Below are 16,912 nucleotides of genomic sequence, written 5' to 3'. Positions count from 1 at the left end.
CCGCACACGCAGCTGACGCCCTCTGCCGGTAACCATCTCAGTGTCCAGCGCATCACCCATTAGCCCGGCGCCGCCGCGGCGCAGTCCCCGCGAGGAGGCGAGCGCCGCGACCGCCGACGTGCTGCTGGTGCATGGCATCTGGAACACCGCGCACTGGCTGCTGCCATTGGCGCGGCGGATGCGTGCCCACGGGCTGGCGCCTGCGCTGTTCGGTTACGCCAGCGTGCTCGGCGGCCCCGCGCATGCGGTGCCGCATCTGATCGAACGCCTGCGCGCCAGCCGCGTGCAGTTGGTGATCTGTCACAGCCTGGGTGGGCTGATGACCCTGCAGGCATTGCAGGATGCGCCCGACCTGCCGGTGCGTCGCGTGGTCTGCCTGGGCTCGCCGTTGTGCGGCAGCGCCGCCGCGCGCGGGCTGGCGCAGCGTGGCGGGCGATGGGCGATGGGCCGCAGCGCTGCGATCTTGCAACAGGGTTTTGTGCGCTGGGACGGCCAGGCCGAGATCGGCCAGGTGGCCGGCAACGTGGCGCGCGGGATCGGTCGCTGGCTCGCCCCCCTTGAAGGTGACTCGGACGGCACCGTGACGCTGGCCGAAACCCGCCTGCCCGGGCTGCGCGACCATTGCGTAGTGCGGGCAAGCCACAGCGGGCTGTTGCGCTCGCCCGAAGCCGCCGCACAGGCGCTGGCCTTTCTGCGCACCGGCCGCTTCCAGCCGTGAACATGCGCCGGCGGATGGCGCTGCCCCGGTGAAGGCAGGCAATCAGGTAAAATCCGCGCCCTGTCATTGAAGCCAGTCTGGAACCACTCATGGGTAGAGGTCCCTCGATCGAAGGCCGCAAGAACGCCTCCGACGCCAAACGCGGCAAGATGTTTACCAAGATCATCCGCGAGATCAGCGTGGCCGCCCGCGCCGGTGGCGGCGACCCGTCCAACAATCCGCGTCTGCGCACCGCCATGGACAAGGGCCTGTCGTCGAACATGTCCAAGGACGTGATGGAGCGCGCCATCAAGAAGTCCACCGGCGAGCTGGAAGGGGTGGAATACGAAGAAGTGCGCTACGAGGGCTACGCGCCCGGCGGCGTGGCGGTGATCGTGGACTGCCTGACCGACAACCGCGTGCGCACCGTGGCCGATGTGCGCCATGCCTTCAGCAAATGCGGCGGCAACATGGGCACCGAGGGCTCGGTGGCCTTCATGTTCAAGCGCCTGGGCGTGCTGAGCTTCGCTGCCGGCATCGATGAAGACACCCTCACCGATGCCGCCATCGAAGCCGGCGCCGACGATGTGGTGGTGTACCCGGAAGACGGAGCCATCGACGTGCTGACCGCCCCGGACGCCTTCGCCCAGGTCAGGGACGCCCTGGTCGCTGCAGGGCTGGAACCGGCACACGCCGAAATCACCTTCCGCGCCGACAACGACATCGCCGTGGACGGCGATACCGCCGTGCAGGTCCGCAAGCTACTGGACATGCTCGAAGACCTGGACGACGTGCAGGACGTGTATTCGAACGTCGATCAAGCGGCGCTTGGCGCCTGAGGCGCCGGGAATCGGGAATGGAGAATCGGGAATCGAAACAGCAGCATCCTGCATCGCTCGGCAATGTCGAGCACGCCAGTAGGCCGCTTTACCCATTCCCGATTCCCGACTCCCAATTCCCGGCCGCTCAATGACCCGCATCCTGGGCATCGATCCGGGTTCGCAGCGCACCGGCATCGGCATCATCGATATCGACGAGGGCGGTCGCACCCGGCATGTGCACCACGCGCCGCTGATGCTGCTGGGCGAGGGTGATTTCTCCCAGCGGCTCAAGCGCCTGCTGCAGGGCTTGGGCGAGTTGATCGAGATCTATCGGCCGGATGAAGTCGCGATCGAAAAGGTGTTCATGGGCAAGAGTGCCGCTTCGGCGCTCAAGCTCGGCCACGCGCGCGGCGCGGCGATCTGCGCGGTGGTCATGCGCGACCTGCCCGTGCACGAATACGCGGCCAAGGAAATCAAACTGGCGCTGGTCGGGAAGGGCGGCGCCGACAAGGTGCAGGTGCAGCACATGGTCGGCATCATGCTCAACTTGAATGGCAAGCTGCAGCCCGACGCTGCCGACGCATTGGCGGTCGCCATCACTCACGCCCACGTGCGCGCCACCGCGCAACGCCTGGGCGTCAATACCCAACAGGCCTGGAGCCGCAAGAAATGACAATCGGGATTCGGGATTTGGGATTGGGGATTCGCAAAGTCGAGTCCGCGCGCGCTGCACCGCTTCGTCGGGGTGAGACTGTTGTTGACGGCAGCGAGGGTTCTTGCCAATCCCCAATCCCCAATCCCCAATCCCCGCACCACAACGGCGGTGCCCAATGATCGGCCGTCTGCGCGGGATCCTGGCCTACAAGCAGCCGCCGTGGCTGGTGATCGACGTGGGTGGGGTGGGGTATGAGCTGGAGGCGCCGATGAGCACCTTCTACGACCTGCCCGATGTCGGTCGCGACGTGATCCTGTTTACCCATTACGCGCAAAAGGAAGACAGCGTGTCGCTGTACGGCTTCCTGCGCGAGGGCGAGCGGCGGCTGTTCCGCGATGTGCAGAAGGTCACCGGCATCGGCGCCAAGATCGCGCTGGCGGTGTTGTCCGGGGTCAGCGTGGACGAGTTCGCCCGCCTGATCACCAGCGGCGACATCACGGCACTGACGCGCATTCCCGGCATCGGCAAGAAGACCGCCGAGCGCATGGTGGTGGAACTGCGCGACCGCGCCGCCGATTTCAGCAGCGGTGCACCGATTACCGGACAGTTGGGGCCCGATGCCGTTTCCGAAGCCACCGTGGCCTTGCAACAGCTGGGCTACAAGCCGGCCGAGGCCGCCCGCATGGCGCGCGACGCCGGTGCAGAAGGCGACGAGGTCGCGACCGTCATTCGCAAGGCGCTGCAAGCCGCGCTGCGCTAGGCGCGGCCACGGACCATCGCCTGGCTGCAAAGCGGGCGCGGCCGGCACTCGGCATCGACAGGGGCGGCCCGTACACTGCGCATCCTTGCCCGCGGCCAGCCCGTACCTTGGGTGCCTGTGACGTCAGTGCAGGCACCTTCGATAGGTGCTGTCTCCCTCATCTTCTTCACGCTGTCTGGCGAAAACTGCCCACCTCATGTCTCACACCCCCAAATCAGCCGGCTCCAGCCACGCGCCCGCCAATAGCCAGACCGCCTTGGTCATCGGCGCGATCGGCGTCGTCTTCGGCGATATCGGTACCAGCCCGCTGTATACGCTCAAAGAGGCGTTTTCGCCGCACTACGGGCTGACCCCGGACCACGACACCGTGCTGGGCATCCTGTCGCTGGTGTTCTGGGCGCTGATGCTGGTGGTCACGCTCAAATACGTCACCGTGATCATGCGCGCCGACAACGATGGCGAGGGCGGCATCATGGCGTTGACCGCGCTGGCGCAGCGCACCCTGCCGGGCGGCTCGCGCTCGATGTATGTGGTCGGCATCCTCGGCATCTTCGGCGCCTCGCTGTTCTTTGGCGACGGCGTCATCACCCCGGCGATTTCGGTGCTGTCTGCGGTGGAGGGCCTGGAGGTGGCCGCGCCCAAGCTGGAGCCGTTCGTGGTGCCGATCACGTTGGTGGTGCTGAGCATGCTGTTCCTGGCGCAGCGCTTCGGCACCGAACGCGTCGGCAAGGCATTCGGGCCGATCACCCTGCTCTGGTTCTTCGCGTTGGGCGCGATCGGCGTCTACAACATGGCCCGCGCACCGGAAGTGCTGCATGCGCTGAATCCGTGGTGGGGCGTGCGCTTCTTCGCGCAACACAACTGGCATGCGGTGTTCGTGCTCGGCGCAGTGGTGCTGGCGGTGACCGGCGGCGAAGCGCTGTACGCGGACATGGGCCATTTCGGTGCCAAGGCGATCCGCCGCTCGTGGCAGTTCGTGGTCTTGCCGATGCTGACCTTGACCTACCTGGGGCAGGGCGCGCTGGTGCTGCGCAATCCGGCCGCGGTCAGCAACCCGTTCTACGAGGCGGTGCCGGAGTGGGCGCTGTACCCGATGATCGTGCTGGCCACCGCGGCCACGGTGATCGCCTCGCAGGCACTGATCACCGGCGCCTATTCGGTGGCCAGCCAGGCCATGCAGCTCGGCTACATCCCGCGCATGCACATTCGCCACACCTCGCACTCCACCATCGGCCAGATCTACGTGCCGGCGGTGAACTGGTGCCTGCTGGCGCTGGTGGCGGTGGCGGTTATCGGTTTCGGCGACTCGGCCTCGTTGGCCACCGCGTACGGCGTCTCGGTGACCGGCACCATGCTGATCACCACCGTGTTGATGATCATCTACGCACGTGCCAACCCGCGCGTGCCGGCGCCGCTGCTGTGGTTGTTCGCGCTGGTGTTCCTGGCGGTGGACTGTGCGTTCTTCTACGCCAACATCATCAAGTTCCTGGACGGCGCCTGGTTCCCGTTGTTGCTGGGCCTGATCCTGTTCACCCTGATGCGTACCTGGCGCCGCGGCCGCAAGCTGCTGCACGACGAGATCCGCAAGGACGGCATCAAGCTGGACACCTTCCTGCCCGGGTTGATGCTGGCACCGCCGGTGCGCGTGCCCGGGACGGCCGTGTTCCTGACCGCCGACCCGATGGTGGTGCCGCACGCGCTGATGCATAACCTCAAGCACAACAAGGTGCTGCACGAGCGCAATGTGTTCCTGACCGTGGAAACCCTGCAGGTGCCGTACGCGGCCGCCGGGAAGCGGCTGAAGATCGACGCGATCGGCGACGAGTTCTACCGCGTGCATGTGCGCTTCGGTTTCATGGAGACCCCGGACGTGCCGCTGGCGCTGATGCGCTCCTGCGATCAGGGCGGGATCTATTTCGATCCGATGGACACCACCTATTTCGCCAGCCGCGAAACCATCGTGGCCAGCGCCAACCGCGGCATGCCGATCTGGCGCGACAAGCTGTTCGCCCTGATGCACCGCAATGCCGCCCCGGCCACCGGATTCTTCCGCATCCCCGGCAACCGCCTGGTGGAGTTGGGCGCACAAGTCGAGATCTAGCGCGTGTCATGTAGTGTGAGGTGATTGCCAAGCGTCTGTGCCGCGTCGAGACAAGGCGTGCGCTGCGGCCCGCCAGGCTGGCTGCCTGGGCAAGGCGCGCAACGCGGTATCGGCGCGCCGCAGGGCGCTTCCTGAGGGTTGGCCGTGAGCGGCACGGAGCGCGCCCCGCGCGGCTTGGCGCCGGCCAAGCCGGCATTACGCAGCACCGGCTCCGCACCGCTGGCAGCCAACCCATCTCATCTCAAAGTGCATAACACGGTCCAGGCATGCGCCAGGCCGAGCTTGATGTCTAGATGCTGTGCCATCCGCGCGCGGCATGAGAAGATGGTCGGATGACCGAGCAGCGCATCATCGCCAGCAGCTCCACCCGCGAAGACGACGCCGCCGATGCGAGCATTCGTCCCAAGCGCCTTGCCGATTATCTCGGCCAGCAGCCGGTGCGCGAGCAGATGGAGATCTACATCCAGGCGGCCAAGGCGCGTGGCGAGGCGATGGATCATGTGCTGATCTTCGGCCCGCCCGGGCTCGGCAAGACCACGCTGAGTCACGTCATCGCCAACGAGCTGGGCGTGAGCCTGCGCGTGACCTCCGGCCCGGTGATCGAAAAGGCCGGCGATCTGGCCGCGCTGCTGACCAACCTGCAGCCACACGATGTGTTGTTCATCGACGAAATCCATCGCCTCTCGCCGGTGGTGGAAGAAGTGCTATATCCGGCGATGGAAGATTTCCAGATCGACATCATGATCGGCGACGGCCCGGCTGCGCGTTCGATCAAGATCGATCTGCCGCCGTTCACCCTGATCGGCGCCACCACGCGTGCCGGGTTGCTGACCGCACCGCTGCGCGACCGCTTCGGCATCGTGCAACGGCTGGAGTTCTATTCCCCGCAGGAACTGACCCGCATCGTGATCCGCTCGGCGGCGATCCTCGGCATCGACTGCACGCCCGAAGGCGCGGCGGAAATCGCACGCCGCGCGCGCGGTACCCCGCGTATCGCCAATCGCTTGCTGCGTCGCGTACGCGACTACGCACAGGTCAAGGCGGCCGGGCATATCGATCTGCCGGTGGCGCAGGCGGCCATGCAGATGCTCAAGGTCGACCCGGAAGGCTTTGACGAGCTCGACCGCCGCATGTTGCGCACCATCGTCGAGCACTTCGACGGCGGCCCGGTCGGCGTGGAATCGTTGGCCGCCTCGCTGTCGGAAGAGCGCGGCACGCTGGAAGATGTCATCGAGCCGTACCTGATCCAGCAGGGCTTTCTGGTCCGCACCGCGCGCGGCCGCATGGTCACGCCCAAGGCCTATCTGCATCTGGGCCTGAAACCGCCGCGCGACCGCGCCCCGGGCATCGGCGAACCGGGAGACCTGTTTTGAGAACGCTCTGTTGGTCGCCAACCTGGGCCGTCCCGAACGAAGCTCCGTGCCCATGACCATCGAATCCCGATTCCCGAATCCCCAATCCCCGCCGGTATTCAGTTGGCCGACACGCGTCTACTGGGAAGATACCGACGCCGGCGGGGTGGTCTACCACGCGCGCTACGTTGCCTTCATGGAACGTGCGCGCACGGAGTGGATGCGCGCGCTCGGTTACGGGCAGGAGCGTATGCGCCAGGAGCACGACCTGGTGTTTGCGGTTCGCTCGATGCAACTGGATTTCCTCAAGCCGGCCCGGCTCGACGACGCGCTGTCAGTGTCGGCGGTGTTGCTGCGATGCAGACGGGCCAGCCTGCTGTTCGCGCAATCGGTCCGTCGCGAAGGCGAAGTGCTGCTGACCGCCGAGGTGCGCATTGCCGCGCTCGGTGCCAGCGACTTCCGTCCGCGTGGCATGGACGATGCGCTGTATGACGTGTTGAAAGCTCTAGAAACCCCAGAATCCGATTACTGAGGAACGAACGGATGTCGATTGCATTGCTCCTGGCCCTGCAGGACACGGTAGTGGAAGCACTACCGCAGGACGTCGCCGCTGCCGCGGCGCAGACCGCCAGCGTGGCGCACAACAGCAGCATCAACTATGTGGACCTGATCCTGCGCGCCAGTATCCCGGTCAAGATCATCGTGCTGCTGCTGCTGATCGGCTCGTTCATCAGCTGGGTGATCATTTTCCGCAAGGCGCGTGCGTTCAAGCTGGCCAATCGCGAGGCCGACGAGTTCGAGAACCGCTTCTGGTCCGGTGCGGACCTGGCCAAGCTGTATGCCTCGGCAACCGACCGCAACCGGACCGTTGGCGGTCTGGAGTCGATGTTCGAAAGCGGCTTCCGCGAGTTCTCGCGCCTGCGCGATCGCCGCCGTCTGGACGCGCGCGTGCAACTGGAAGGCGCGCAGCGCGCCATGCGCACTGCCTTTACCCGTGAGGTCGACCAGCTCGAGCGCAATCTCGAATTGCTGGCCAACATCGGCTCCACCGCGCCGTACGTCGGCCTGGTCGGTACCGTGTTCGGCATCATGGTGACCATGCACGACATGGTCAGCAGCGGCGAGCAGGCCGGCATCGCGGCCGTGGCGCCGGGTATCTCCGAAGCGCTGTTCGCCACCGCCATCGGCCTGTTCGTGGCGATTCCGGCGGTGTGGGCCTACAACCGCTTCACCACCCGCGTGGAACGGCTGTCGGTGCGCTACGAGACCTTCGCCGACGAGTTCAGCTCCATCCTGCAGCGCCAGGCTGGCGCGGACGAGTGATGCGCGCTCCCGGCATGCATCCGCACGGTTTGATGCGGGACGTGGCCGGGCGAGCCAGTCGCGTCGATGCACAGCGTGATGCGCGGCTGTCCCTCACCCGGGCGCCGCGCGACTCCACTGTCGCCCGGCGCCGAGGATTAATTAGGAACGTTTCGCGATGATCTCCGGTATTTCCCGTCGTAAGAAGCGCAAGCTCAAATCCGACATCAACGTCGTGCCGTATATCGACGTGATGCTGGTGCTGCTGATCATCTTCATGGTCACCGCACCGCTGCTGACCCTGAGCACCGACGTCAGTCTGCCCAGCTCGCGCGCCAAGGCGCTGGAGAGCAAGCAGGACCCGGTGGTGGTGGTGGTCGCTGCCGATGGCAAATTGGCGCTGCAACTGCCCAAGGGCAAGCCGCAGGCGATGGACGTGGCCGCGCTGCAGGCACAGTTGGCTGCCATCGTGGCGCAGGACAAGGACGCACGTGTGGTGGTGGCCGGCGATCGCGCCGCGCCGTACCAGAAGATCATGGACGCCATCGACGTGCTCAAGCAGGCCAAGGTCGAGAAGGTGGGCCTGATTTCCGACTCCGGCGGCAGCGCAGGCAGCGATGCACGCTGACGCGCTCCCCACGCAGACGGCGCGCGACGACGGCTGGTTTCGACCGGTCGTACTGGCATTGGTCGTGCACGTCCTGGTCGCGCTGGTGTTCATCGCCGGCTGGCTGTGGTCGCCGGAACGCTCGGTGGAACCGGCAGCCGGCGACCCCAGCATGGAGGCCTCGCTGGACGTGTCGGCTGCCGAGGCGCGGGTTGCGCGCCAGGCATTGAAGGCCACGCCGGTCGAAACGCCGCCCCCGCCTGCGCCGTTGCCCGAACCCGCGCCGGAAGACAGCGTGCCACCGCCGCAGCCGATCCCCGAGCCGCGCCCGCAGGATGCACCCACGCCGCAGCAGGCGCAGGCACAGGAGCGCGTCGCCCAGCCCGACAAGGTCGACCAGGAGCGCGTGGATGCATTGGCCATTTCCGCCGAAAAGGCCAAGCAGGAACAGGAAGCCAAGCGTCGCCAGGAGCAGATCGACCTGACCGAGCGCAAACGCCAGGAAGAGGCCGAGCAGAAATTGCGCCTGGCCAAGCAGCAGGAAGAAGCCGACGCCAAGAAGAAACAGGCGGCCGCACAGCAGGCGGCGGAAGAAGCCGAACGCCAGAAGAAGATCGCCGAGATCCGTCGTCAGCGCGCGCAAGCCGATAAGGAAATGGCGCTGGCCGAGCAGAAGTTGCGCCAGGTCGCGGCCGCGCGTGCGCAACAGGCCTCCGCGGCCGCGGCGACCAGCGCGCAGCCGACCGCAGGGCAGGGCGGTACCAGTACCGACCTGTCGGCCAAGTACGCTGCCGCGATCCAGCAGAAAGTGCTGGCGCAATGGGTGCGTCCGCCGTCGGTGCCGCCAGGCCAAAAATGCACCATCAACATCCGCCAGTTGCCGGGCGGCAGCGTGATGGAGGCCAAGGTAGCACCCGACTGCCCCTACGACGAGGCTGGCCAGCGTTCGATCGAAGCCGCCGTGTTGAGCGCCCAGCCGTTGCCCTACCGCGGTTTCGAATCGGTGTTCCAGCGCAACCTGACCTTTGTGTTCACGGCGCAGGATCAGTGACCCTGGTCTGGCTGCGGCGACCACTGTCGCCGCAGCCTGATGCCACCCCGCGTTATCGTCCATGGGGCTGTCCATGTCGCTACACCATCGCTCGCTCCGTTTTCACGTCACCTCATTCACGATTGCGAGTATGTTCACTCGTTGATTGCTATCCCTTGCACACTTTTCCTGCCCGATCCGAGCCGTCCATGAAAAAACCGCTGCGTTGGCTAGCCGCCTTGACCGCCCTGTTGTTGCCGCTGAGCGCACTCGCGCAGCAGCAAGGCCTCACCATCGATATCGTCGGCGGTAGCGCGTCTGCCACGCCGATCGCCGTCATTCCGATGCCCTATCAGGGCTCGGGCACCGCGCCGCAGACCGACGTATCCGCCGTGGTCGGCGCCGACCTGGATCGTTCCGGCCAGTTCCGCACGTTGCCGGCTGCGCAGATCGTCGAAAAGCCGACCCGTGGCACCGAGGTGCAGTTCCAGACCTGGCGCACCCTCAAGCAGAACTACATCGTGGTCGGCCGCGTCATGGACGCCGGCGAAGGCGCATACCGGGTCGAATACGAGTTGTTCGACGTGGCCAAGGGCGAGCGCATGCTGGGCCTGGCGATGACCGCGCGTGCCAACGCAATGCGCGATGTTTCGCACCAGATGGCCGATGCCATCTACGAAAAAATCACTGGCGTGCGCGGTGCATTCTGGACCCGCATTGCCTACGTGACCGCCAGCGGCAAGGGCGGCGCCATGCGTTATGCGCTGATGGTGGCTGACTCGGATGGCTACAACCCGCAAACCATCGTGCGTTCGGCCGAGCCGCTGCTGTCGCCGAACTGGAGCCCGGACGGCAAGAAGTTGGCGTATGTGAGCTTCGAGCGCGGCAACTCGTCGATCTACCTGCAGGACATCGCCACCGGCGCACGCGAGCTGGTCTCCAGCTTCCGCGGCATCAACGGCGCACCGTCGTTCTCGCCGGACGGGCGTCGCCTGGCGCTGGCGCTGTCGCGCAGCGGTAACCCGGAAATCTACGTAATGGACCTGGGAAGCAAGCAGCTGACCCAGCTCACCAACCACTTCGGCATCGACACCGAGCCGACCTGGGCGCCGGATGGCGGCAGCATCTACTTCACCTCCGATCGTGGCGGTCGTCCGCAGATCTACCAGGTGGCAGCCAGCGGCGGCAGCGCCAACCGCGTGACCTTCCAAGGCAACTACAACGCCACCGCCAGCGTGTCGTTCGACGGCAAGAAGATTGCCGTGGCACAGGGCAGCGGCAACACCTACCGCATCGCGATGATGGACCGCAGCCTGGGTTCGCCCAGCTGGAGCACGCTGTCGCCGGGTTCGCTGGACGAATCGCCGAGCTTTGCGCCTAACGCCAGCATGGTGTTGTACGCCGCACGCGAAGGCGGCCGTGGCGTGCTGTACGCGGTCTCTTCCGACGCTCGGGTCCGCCAGCGCCTGGTGCTGGCCGACGGCGATGTGAGAGAACCCGCATGGGGGCCTTACCGAACCGCGCATTAATGTTAATATTTCGCTGCGTTAAACCACTCATTGGCCCAGAGCCTCCATAGGTACCCCATGAACAAGTCCACCCGCGTCTTGCTTGTCTCCCTGCTGTCCGTTGCTGTGCTGGCTGGTTGCTCGAAGAAGGTGAAGGAAACTCCGCCTCCTGCGACCGATACCACCGCTGGTTCCTCGGTTCCCACCGGCCCGTCCACCTCTGGCCTGTACGGCCCGGGCGACCTGGATACCGATGCCTGCCTGCGTCAGCGCGTTGTTTACTTCGATCTGGATCAGGACTCCCTGAAGCCGGAATTCCAGGCCATCATGGCTTGCCACGCCAAGTACCTGCGTGACCGCCCTTCCTCGCGCATCACCCTGCAGGGCAATGCGGACGAGCGCGGTTCGCGTGAGTACAACATGGGTCTGGGCGAGCGTCGCGGCAATGCCGTGTCGTCCTCGCTGCAGGCTGCCGGCGGTTCGGCCAGCCAGCTGACCGTCGTCAGCTACGGCGAAGAGCGTCCGGTCTGCACCGAGTCGAACGAGTCCTGCTGGTCGCAGAACCGCCGCGTCGAAATCGTGTACACGGCTCAGTAAGAAGCGATGCGCTTTCGAGTGACATCCCTGTTCGTCGCGGCGGCCCTTGTGGTCGCCGCGCCGGCATACGCCCAGCGAGCCAGTCTCGCTGATCGTGTGGCCGTGCTCGAGCAGCAGCAGGCCAATAGCCAGGCCAACAACGATCTCCTCAATCAGCTGCAGCAGGCGCGTTCGGACCTGCAGGCGTTGCGGTCGACCGTCGAACAGCTGCAGCACGACAATGAGCAACTCAAGCAGCAGTCCAAGGACCAATACCTGGACCTGGATGGACGCTTGAACCGGTTGGAAGGCGCAGGTGGCGCAACACCGCCATTGCCCCCAGCGACCGGCAGCGTGACCCCGGCCCCGGCACCTGCCGCGCGGCCCGCAGTGGCGGCAACTTCCGAGAAGCCGCCCACCGTCCATGGCGACCCGGGCACCCTGGCCGTCAGCAACGACGAACGTACTGCCTACAACGTGGCCTTCGATGCGTTGAAGAACGGCAAGTACGACGATGCATCGCAGCTGTTCCTGAGCTTTCTGGAGCTCTATCCCAACGGCGTCTATACCCCCAATGCCTTGTATTGGCTGGGCGAAAGCTATTACGCCACCCGCAATTTCCAGCTTGCCGAGACGCAGTTCCGCGATCTCGTCAGCCGTTATCCCACCCATGACAAGGCCGCCGGCGGCTTGTTGAAGCTTGGCCTGTCGCAGTACGGCGAAGGCAAGAACAACGAGGCCCAGCAGACCTTGCAGCAGGTCGCTACGCAGTACCCTGGCTCCGACGCGGCACGCGTTGCGCAGGAGCGCCTGCAGTCCATCCGTCTCGGCCAGCAACTGCGCTGAGCCTGCGCGTCTGTGCCGGTCGGCACGGCGCATACTTCGCCCATGAACGCCGCCGTCCCCAGCGAGATCGTCCAGTCGCCATTGCCGCGATTGAAGATCACCGAAATCTTTTTGTCCCTGCAAGGCGAGGCCGATGCCGCCGGCTGGCCGACGGTGTTCGTGCGCCTGACCGGCTGCCCGTTGCGCTGCCTGTATTGCGACACTGCCTACGCGTTCCATGGCGGGCAGTGGCATGACATCGACGCCATCGTTGCCGAGGTCGCCAGTCATGGCGTGCGCCATGTCTGCGTGACCGGTGGCGAGCCGTTGGCACAGAAGCGTTGTCTGTTATTGCTGGAGAAGCTTTGCGACGCCGGTTACGACGTTTCGCTGGAAACTTCCGGTGCGCTGGACGTGTCTGCCGTGGATCCGCGCGTTTCGCGCGTGGTCGACATCAAGACGCCCGCATCCGGCGAGCAGGCGCGCAATCGCTGGGAAAACCTGCCGCTGCTGACCGCACGCGACCAGATCAAGTTGGTGATTTGCAGCCGCGCCGACTACGAATGGTCGCGCGAGGTCGTCGCCGCGCATGGCCTGGATCGCCGCTGCACGGTGTGGTTTTCGCCGAGCAAAAGCGAGGTAAGCGCGCGCCAGCTGGCCGACTGGATCGTGGCAGATCGCTTGCCGGTGCGCTTCCAGATGCAGCTGCATAAGCTGCTGTGGAACGACGAGGCTGGGCGCTGAGGATCAGGCAGGTAACGCGGCGCCTCAGGAACCCGCCTTACGCTGGCAAAAAGATCTGGGCGGTAAGTCGGTCTGATCTGGCAGCGGGCGATCCCACAAGGTGGCAAAGACCTTAGGCGCACGGCGATGACGTCGCGGTGCATCGGTACCTGCAGGCTTGCAGGGCGACCGAAGATTGCGGAATGGCGGAGTGGGTGCCTTCTTGCGCAGCGATGAAGTTCGCTGAAAGCCTTGCTGGAGATGGTGGGCCGTGATGGATTCGAACCATCGACCAAAAGATTAAAAGTCTTCTGCTCTACCGACTGAGCTAACGGCCCACTGACCCCGACATTGCGTCGGGGTGCGCATTCTACCCTACGCGGGCGTCAAGACAAAATGGCGTAGTGTGTGGGGTCGGGAACGCCGGCATCGGCGAAGCCGGCTGCGCGCAGGCGGCAGGCGTCGCAGTGGCCGCAGGCGCGCCCATCCGCATCGGCGCGGTAGCAGGAGACCGTGAGGCCGAAGTCCACACCCAGGCGCACGCCTTCACGGACGATGTCGGCCTTGCTGAGGAACTGCAGCGGTGCGTGCACGCGTAGCCCTGCACCTTCCACGCCTGCCTTGGTAGCCAGGTTGGCCAGCACCTCGAAAGCGCGCACGAACTCGGGACGGCAATCGGGGTAGCCAGAGTAGTCCACCGCATTGACGCCACAAAACAAGTCGTTGGCGCCGATGACCTCGGCCCAGCCGAGCGCCAGCGACAGCATGATGGTGTTGCGCGCAGGGACGTACGTGACCGGGATGCCTTCGCCGCCAGCGTCGGGGACGTCGATGTCGTCGGTCAACGCCGAGCCGCCGATGCTGCGCAGGTCCACGTCGACCACCTTATGCGCAATGACGCCCTGCGCGGCAGCAACGCGCGCTGCGGCGTCCAGTTCCGACGTGTGGCGTTGGCCATAGCGCACGCTTAGCGCGTAGACGGCAAAGCCCTGCTCCTGCGCGAGTGCGATAACGGCGGCGGAATCCATGCCACCGGACAACAGAACAACGGCTTTTTTCATGACGAATCGGCAATCACTGCGGAATAACCCCGAAGGCTATCAGGGACGGTGGTGCAGGGCGACCAGGAACCGGTCATCACTACGGCTTTGGTTGGTGCGGGATTGGCCGCGCAAGAGGAAAGAGTGGAGTGCAGTTGCGTTATCGATCGATTGCAACCGGTCTCTTCGGTGACGGCGGGCGTTTTCTGCGCTGGATTCGACGTCAAATACGCATGATCAGGCGTTCACGTAAGTGCATTTATCGTTCGCATCAATTTTGGAAGCATGACGCAATGGCCGAGCATCAGGAAGACGCAGCGAAATCGCGCATTTACGAGGCCCTGCTACAGGCAACACCGGATCTTTTGTATGTGTTCGATATCCAGCATCGCTTCGTCTACGCCAATCAGGCGTTGTTGACGATGTGGGGCATGCGCTGGGAAGACGCCTGCGGCAAGACCTGCCTGGAACTGGGCTACGAGCCCTGGCATGCGGCCATGCACGATGAAGAGATCGAACAGGTGATCGCAACAGGCCAGCCGGTGCGCGGCGAGGTGCCATTCCCGCATACCACCAAGGGCCTGCGCATCTACGACTACATTTTTACTCCGGTATTCGGACCCGATGGCAGGGTCGAGGCGATCGCTGGCGCCACGCGCGACATCACCGAGCACAAGCAGCATGAGCAGCACCTGCAACTGTTGATCAACGAGCTCAACCACCGGGTCAAGAATTCGTTGGTAATGGTGCAATCGTTGGCGCGGCAGTCGTTCACCAACGCCGGCGGCTTGGCCGACGCTCAGGAAAAGCTCGACGCGCGCTTGCTGGCGCTGTCGCGGGCACACGACACGCTGACGCGCGAAAACTGGGTCAGTGCCGACGTCCTGGAACTGACCCGCGACGCTGCCGCGCTGTATGAGTCGCACGACAGCCAGCGCTTCACGCTGCAGGGCGATTCTTGTCGGCTGGATCCGCGGCGGGCATTGGCGCTGTCGATGGCGCTGCATGAGCTGTGCACGAACGCGCTCAAGCACGGCGCATTATCCTTGCCAGCTGGGAATGTCATGGTTTCGTGGGAGCGCAGCACACGCGGCGAGCAGGAGCGCCTCGAATTGATCTGGCGCGAAAGCGGGGGGCCGCCCGTGCAACCACCCACGCACAAAGGATTCGGCACGCGTCTTTTGGAGCGTGGCTTGAAGCACGACCTCAAGGGCGAGGTTGAGCTGTCGTTCGACCCGGCTGGCGTGTGTTTCCGCGTTTCCATCCCGTTGCCGCCCGAGCATGCCGAGGCACGGCCATGACCATGCGCGTGCTCCTGGTCGAAGACGAGTCGTTGGTGGCGATGCTCCTGGAGGATTGCCTGGCGGAACTGGGCTACGAGGTGGCGGCAACCGTGGCCGACGTGGACGCAGCGCTGCAAGCGGTGCAGGAAGGCAACCTCGACCTGGCACTGCTGGACATCAATCTTGGCGGCACCTTGTCGTTTCCAATTGCAGAAGAACTGGACGCGCGCGGTGTTCCGTATATCTTCGTGACCGGCTATGCGCAGGGCGGGATTCCCGAGAAGTACCGGCACCGGCACGGTCTGCAGAAGCCTTTCCATTTTCGCGATCTAAAACATGCGCTCTCGCTGTTGCAGCAGCGCAGCGCCGAGTGATCGAGCGCGTGTGTTGCCGAAGTTGAACGACACGGGTAGCCGGCGAGAAGTGCGATAGCCCTGTCTGCCACAGTGCGCTGGCGCGCATGCCCCGCAAGCCGATGCATGGCAGCCCGGCGATGGGCAGGCAGTGAGAACGGTGGCTGTGGTGTCTATCTGCTGCCACGCAAGCTGGTGGCAGCGGCCTCGCGCAGTGCCTGGCTGAGTTGCTGCAAGGCGCTCGAGCGCACAGCGGCGTATTGCCAGTACAGCGGGACATCGAGCCAGCGGGTGGGGTCGATGATGACGACCTGCTGGTTGCGCACCGCAGGCAGCACCATCGCTTCGGGTGCCAGGCACCAGCCGAGTCCGCGTGCAGCGGCTTCGACGAAACCGGTGGAGGTGGGCAGGTAATGCGTGGGCGGGGCCAACCGGGTGCGCGTGATGCGCCTGACGAAGCGCGCCTGCAACGTGTCCTTGCGATTGAATACCATCATCGGCGCCTGGTCCAGCGCGCTGGCCGTAAAGCCACCCTTGAAGTGCGCAGCGACGAACGCTGCCGATGCGACTGCGTGGTACCGCATCACGCCCAATGCGTGGACATTGCAGCCCTGCAGTGGCGCGCGCTCGGAGGTGACCGCGCCCAGTACGCTGCCAGTGCGCAACAATTCCAGGGTGTGATCCTGGTCGTCCACCTGCACATCGAACAGGAAGTTGTGCGTCTGGTGCAGCGACGACAACGCCTGCAGGAACCAGGTTTGTAGCGAGTCGTCATTGACCGCGATGGCGAGTGTGCGCAGATGGCCGGCGACGCCATCGCCAGGCAGGAAGTCGGCAATCGCTTCGGCTTCGAGTACCTGCATGGGCTTAAGTCGGCGCAACAGCCGTTCGCCTGCCGGTGTTGGCCGGCAAGGCGCCTTACGCATGACCAGTACCTGCCCCAGTCGATCTTCGAGCGCCTTGATGCGTTGCGAGATTGCCGAGGGCGTTACCGCCAGCCGCTGTGCAGCAGCGTCGAAGCTGCCTTCGTCCAATACGGCTGCGAATGCGGCCAGTTGAGGATGTAGGAGATCCATAGTTTGAGCGCATTAGAAGATCTAAGCAGCATACAGATTATTTAGTTTTTCTAATGATCTGCAATGGCAGACGATGCACTCCTTACCCGGAGACAACACTGTGATCGCTCAAGCAATAATCGCCGGCTTTCTCGCCGGTGTCGGCCTCATCGTTGCGATTGGCGCGCAGAATGCGTTCGTGCCGACGTCCCCCCGCCCTGAGT

General features: G+C 64.9%; 18 protein-coding genes and 1 tRNA gene. 16 read left to right on the top strand and 3 right to left on the bottom strand.

The window, feature by feature from the left end; translation table 11 throughout:
- Positions 1–40: 40 nt before the first annotated feature.
- The 14 genes from J7360_RS05980 to queE all read left to right on the top strand — a co-directional run bounded on the left by J7360_RS05980 (position 41) and on the right by queE (position 12,978).
- On the top strand, positions 41–718 hold the full coding sequence (locus J7360_RS05980; protein ID WP_057659605.1) for an alpha/beta hydrolase: 678 nt from the start codon (positions 41–43) through the stop codon (positions 716–718).
- Between the two features lie 89 nt (positions 719–807).
- Entirely contained in the window at positions 808–1,536 is a 729-nt protein-coding gene (locus J7360_RS05975) for a YebC/PmpR family DNA-binding transcriptional regulator (RefSeq protein WP_017156656.1), read from the top strand.
- A gap of 130 nt (positions 1,537–1,666) precedes the next feature.
- Positions 1,667–2,191 (top strand): crossover junction endodeoxyribonuclease RuvC, encoded by a 525-nt coding sequence (ruvC, locus tag J7360_RS05970; RefSeq protein WP_007967208.1) that lies wholly within the window; start codon positions 1,667–1,669, stop codon positions 2,189–2,191.
- A gap of 157 nt (positions 2,192–2,348) precedes the next feature.
- Positions 2,349–2,933 carry a Holliday junction branch migration protein RuvA gene (ruvA, locus tag J7360_RS05965; RefSeq protein WP_003482577.1) on the top strand — a complete coding sequence of 195 codons (585 nt, stop codon included), beginning with the start codon at positions 2,349–2,351 and terminating at the stop codon, positions 2,931–2,933.
- 196 nt (positions 2,934–3,129) lie between these two features.
- Positions 3,130–5,034, top strand: coding sequence for a potassium transporter Kup (locus J7360_RS05960; protein WP_057659602.1), 1,905 nt, complete (start codon positions 3,130–3,132; stop codon positions 5,032–5,034).
- 332 nt (positions 5,035–5,366) lie between these two features.
- A complete protein-coding gene (gene ruvB / locus J7360_RS05955; protein WP_041019372.1) occupies positions 5,367–6,407 on the top strand; it encodes a Holliday junction branch migration DNA helicase RuvB in 1,041 nt (346 codons plus the stop codon).
- Positions 6,408–6,459: 52 nt separating this feature from the next.
- A complete protein-coding gene (ybgC, locus tag J7360_RS05950; RefSeq protein ID WP_017169053.1) occupies positions 6,460–6,918 on the top strand; it encodes a tol-pal system-associated acyl-CoA thioesterase in 459 nt (152 codons plus the stop codon).
- An 11-nt stretch (positions 6,919–6,929) separates the two neighbouring features.
- Entirely contained in the window at positions 6,930–7,709 is a 780-nt protein-coding gene (gene tolQ / locus J7360_RS05945) for a protein TolQ (RefSeq protein WP_008578063.1), read from the top strand.
- A 157-nt stretch (positions 7,710–7,866) separates the two neighbouring features.
- Positions 7,867–8,316, top strand: a complete 450-nt coding sequence (tolR, locus tag J7360_RS05940) for a protein TolR (protein WP_017156650.1) — start codon at positions 7,867–7,869, stop codon at positions 8,314–8,316.
- Positions 8,306–9,346 carry a cell envelope integrity protein TolA gene (gene tolA, locus J7360_RS05935; RefSeq protein ID WP_209033443.1) on the top strand — a complete coding sequence of 347 codons (1,041 nt, stop codon included), beginning with the start codon at positions 8,306–8,308 and terminating at the stop codon, positions 9,344–9,346. The genes tolR and tolA overlap by 11 nt, the downstream gene beginning before the upstream one ends.
- Positions 9,347–9,534: 188 nt before the next feature.
- Entirely contained in the window at positions 9,535–10,854 is a 1,320-nt protein-coding gene (gene tolB, locus J7360_RS05930; protein ID WP_003482565.1) for a Tol-Pal system beta propeller repeat protein TolB, read from the top strand.
- A 57-nt stretch (positions 10,855–10,911) separates the two neighbouring features.
- Complete coding sequence (pal, locus tag J7360_RS05925) at positions 10,912–11,430, top strand: peptidoglycan-associated lipoprotein Pal (RefSeq protein ID WP_003482562.1); 519 nt, start codon at positions 10,912–10,914, stop codon at positions 11,428–11,430.
- 6 nt (positions 11,431–11,436) lie between these two features.
- The gene (ybgF, locus tag J7360_RS05920) at positions 11,437–12,255 is read left to right on the top strand and encodes a tol-pal system protein YbgF (RefSeq protein ID WP_017156647.1); all 819 of its coding nucleotides are present in this window, start codon (positions 11,437–11,439) and stop codon (positions 12,253–12,255) included.
- 42 nt (positions 12,256–12,297) lie between these two features.
- Positions 12,298–12,978 carry a 7-carboxy-7-deazaguanine synthase QueE gene (gene queE / locus J7360_RS05915; RefSeq protein ID WP_057659600.1) on the top strand — a complete coding sequence of 227 codons (681 nt, stop codon included), beginning with the start codon at positions 12,298–12,300 and terminating at the stop codon, positions 12,976–12,978.
- A 241-nt stretch (positions 12,979–13,219) separates the two neighbouring features.
- Here the strand turns inward: queE and J7360_RS05910 are convergent.
- A tRNA-Lys gene (locus J7360_RS05910) sits at positions 13,220–13,295 on the bottom strand.
- 48 nt (positions 13,296–13,343) lie between these two features.
- Complete coding sequence (gene queC / locus J7360_RS05905; RefSeq protein WP_057659598.1) at positions 13,344–14,018, bottom strand: 7-cyano-7-deazaguanine synthase QueC; 675 nt, start codon at positions 14,016–14,018, stop codon at positions 13,344–13,346.
- A gap of 272 nt (positions 14,019–14,290) precedes the next feature.
- Here queC and J7360_RS05900 point away from each other — a divergent pair, with 272 nt between their 5' ends.
- Both J7360_RS05900 and J7360_RS05895 read left to right on the top strand, forming a co-directional pair.
- Positions 14,291–15,298 (top strand): HWE histidine kinase domain-containing protein, encoded by a 1,008-nt coding sequence (locus J7360_RS05900; protein ID WP_057659595.1) that lies wholly within the window; start codon positions 14,291–14,293, stop codon positions 15,296–15,298.
- Positions 15,295–15,654 (top strand): response regulator, encoded by a 360-nt coding sequence (locus tag J7360_RS05895; RefSeq protein WP_017156643.1) that lies wholly within the window; start codon positions 15,295–15,297, stop codon positions 15,652–15,654. Before J7360_RS05900 ends, J7360_RS05895 begins: the two co-directional genes overlap by 4 nt.
- A gap of 152 nt (positions 15,655–15,806) precedes the next feature.
- Here J7360_RS05895 and J7360_RS05890 read toward each other — a convergent pair whose 3' ends face one another.
- Entirely contained in the window at positions 15,807–16,709 is a 903-nt protein-coding gene (locus J7360_RS05890) for a LysR family transcriptional regulator ArgP (protein WP_057659591.1), read from the bottom strand.
- Positions 16,710–16,912 lie beyond the last annotated feature (203 nt).

Origin of the sequence: Xanthomonas sp. D-99, assembly GCF_017746145.1 — a bacterium.
In the GTDB taxonomy this organism is placed as follows: domain Bacteria; phylum Pseudomonadota; class Gammaproteobacteria; order Xanthomonadales; family Xanthomonadaceae; genus Xanthomonas; species Xanthomonas cissicola.
Note: the sequence above shows the minus strand (reverse complement) of the source record. Positions and strands in the feature narration are given on the sequence as shown.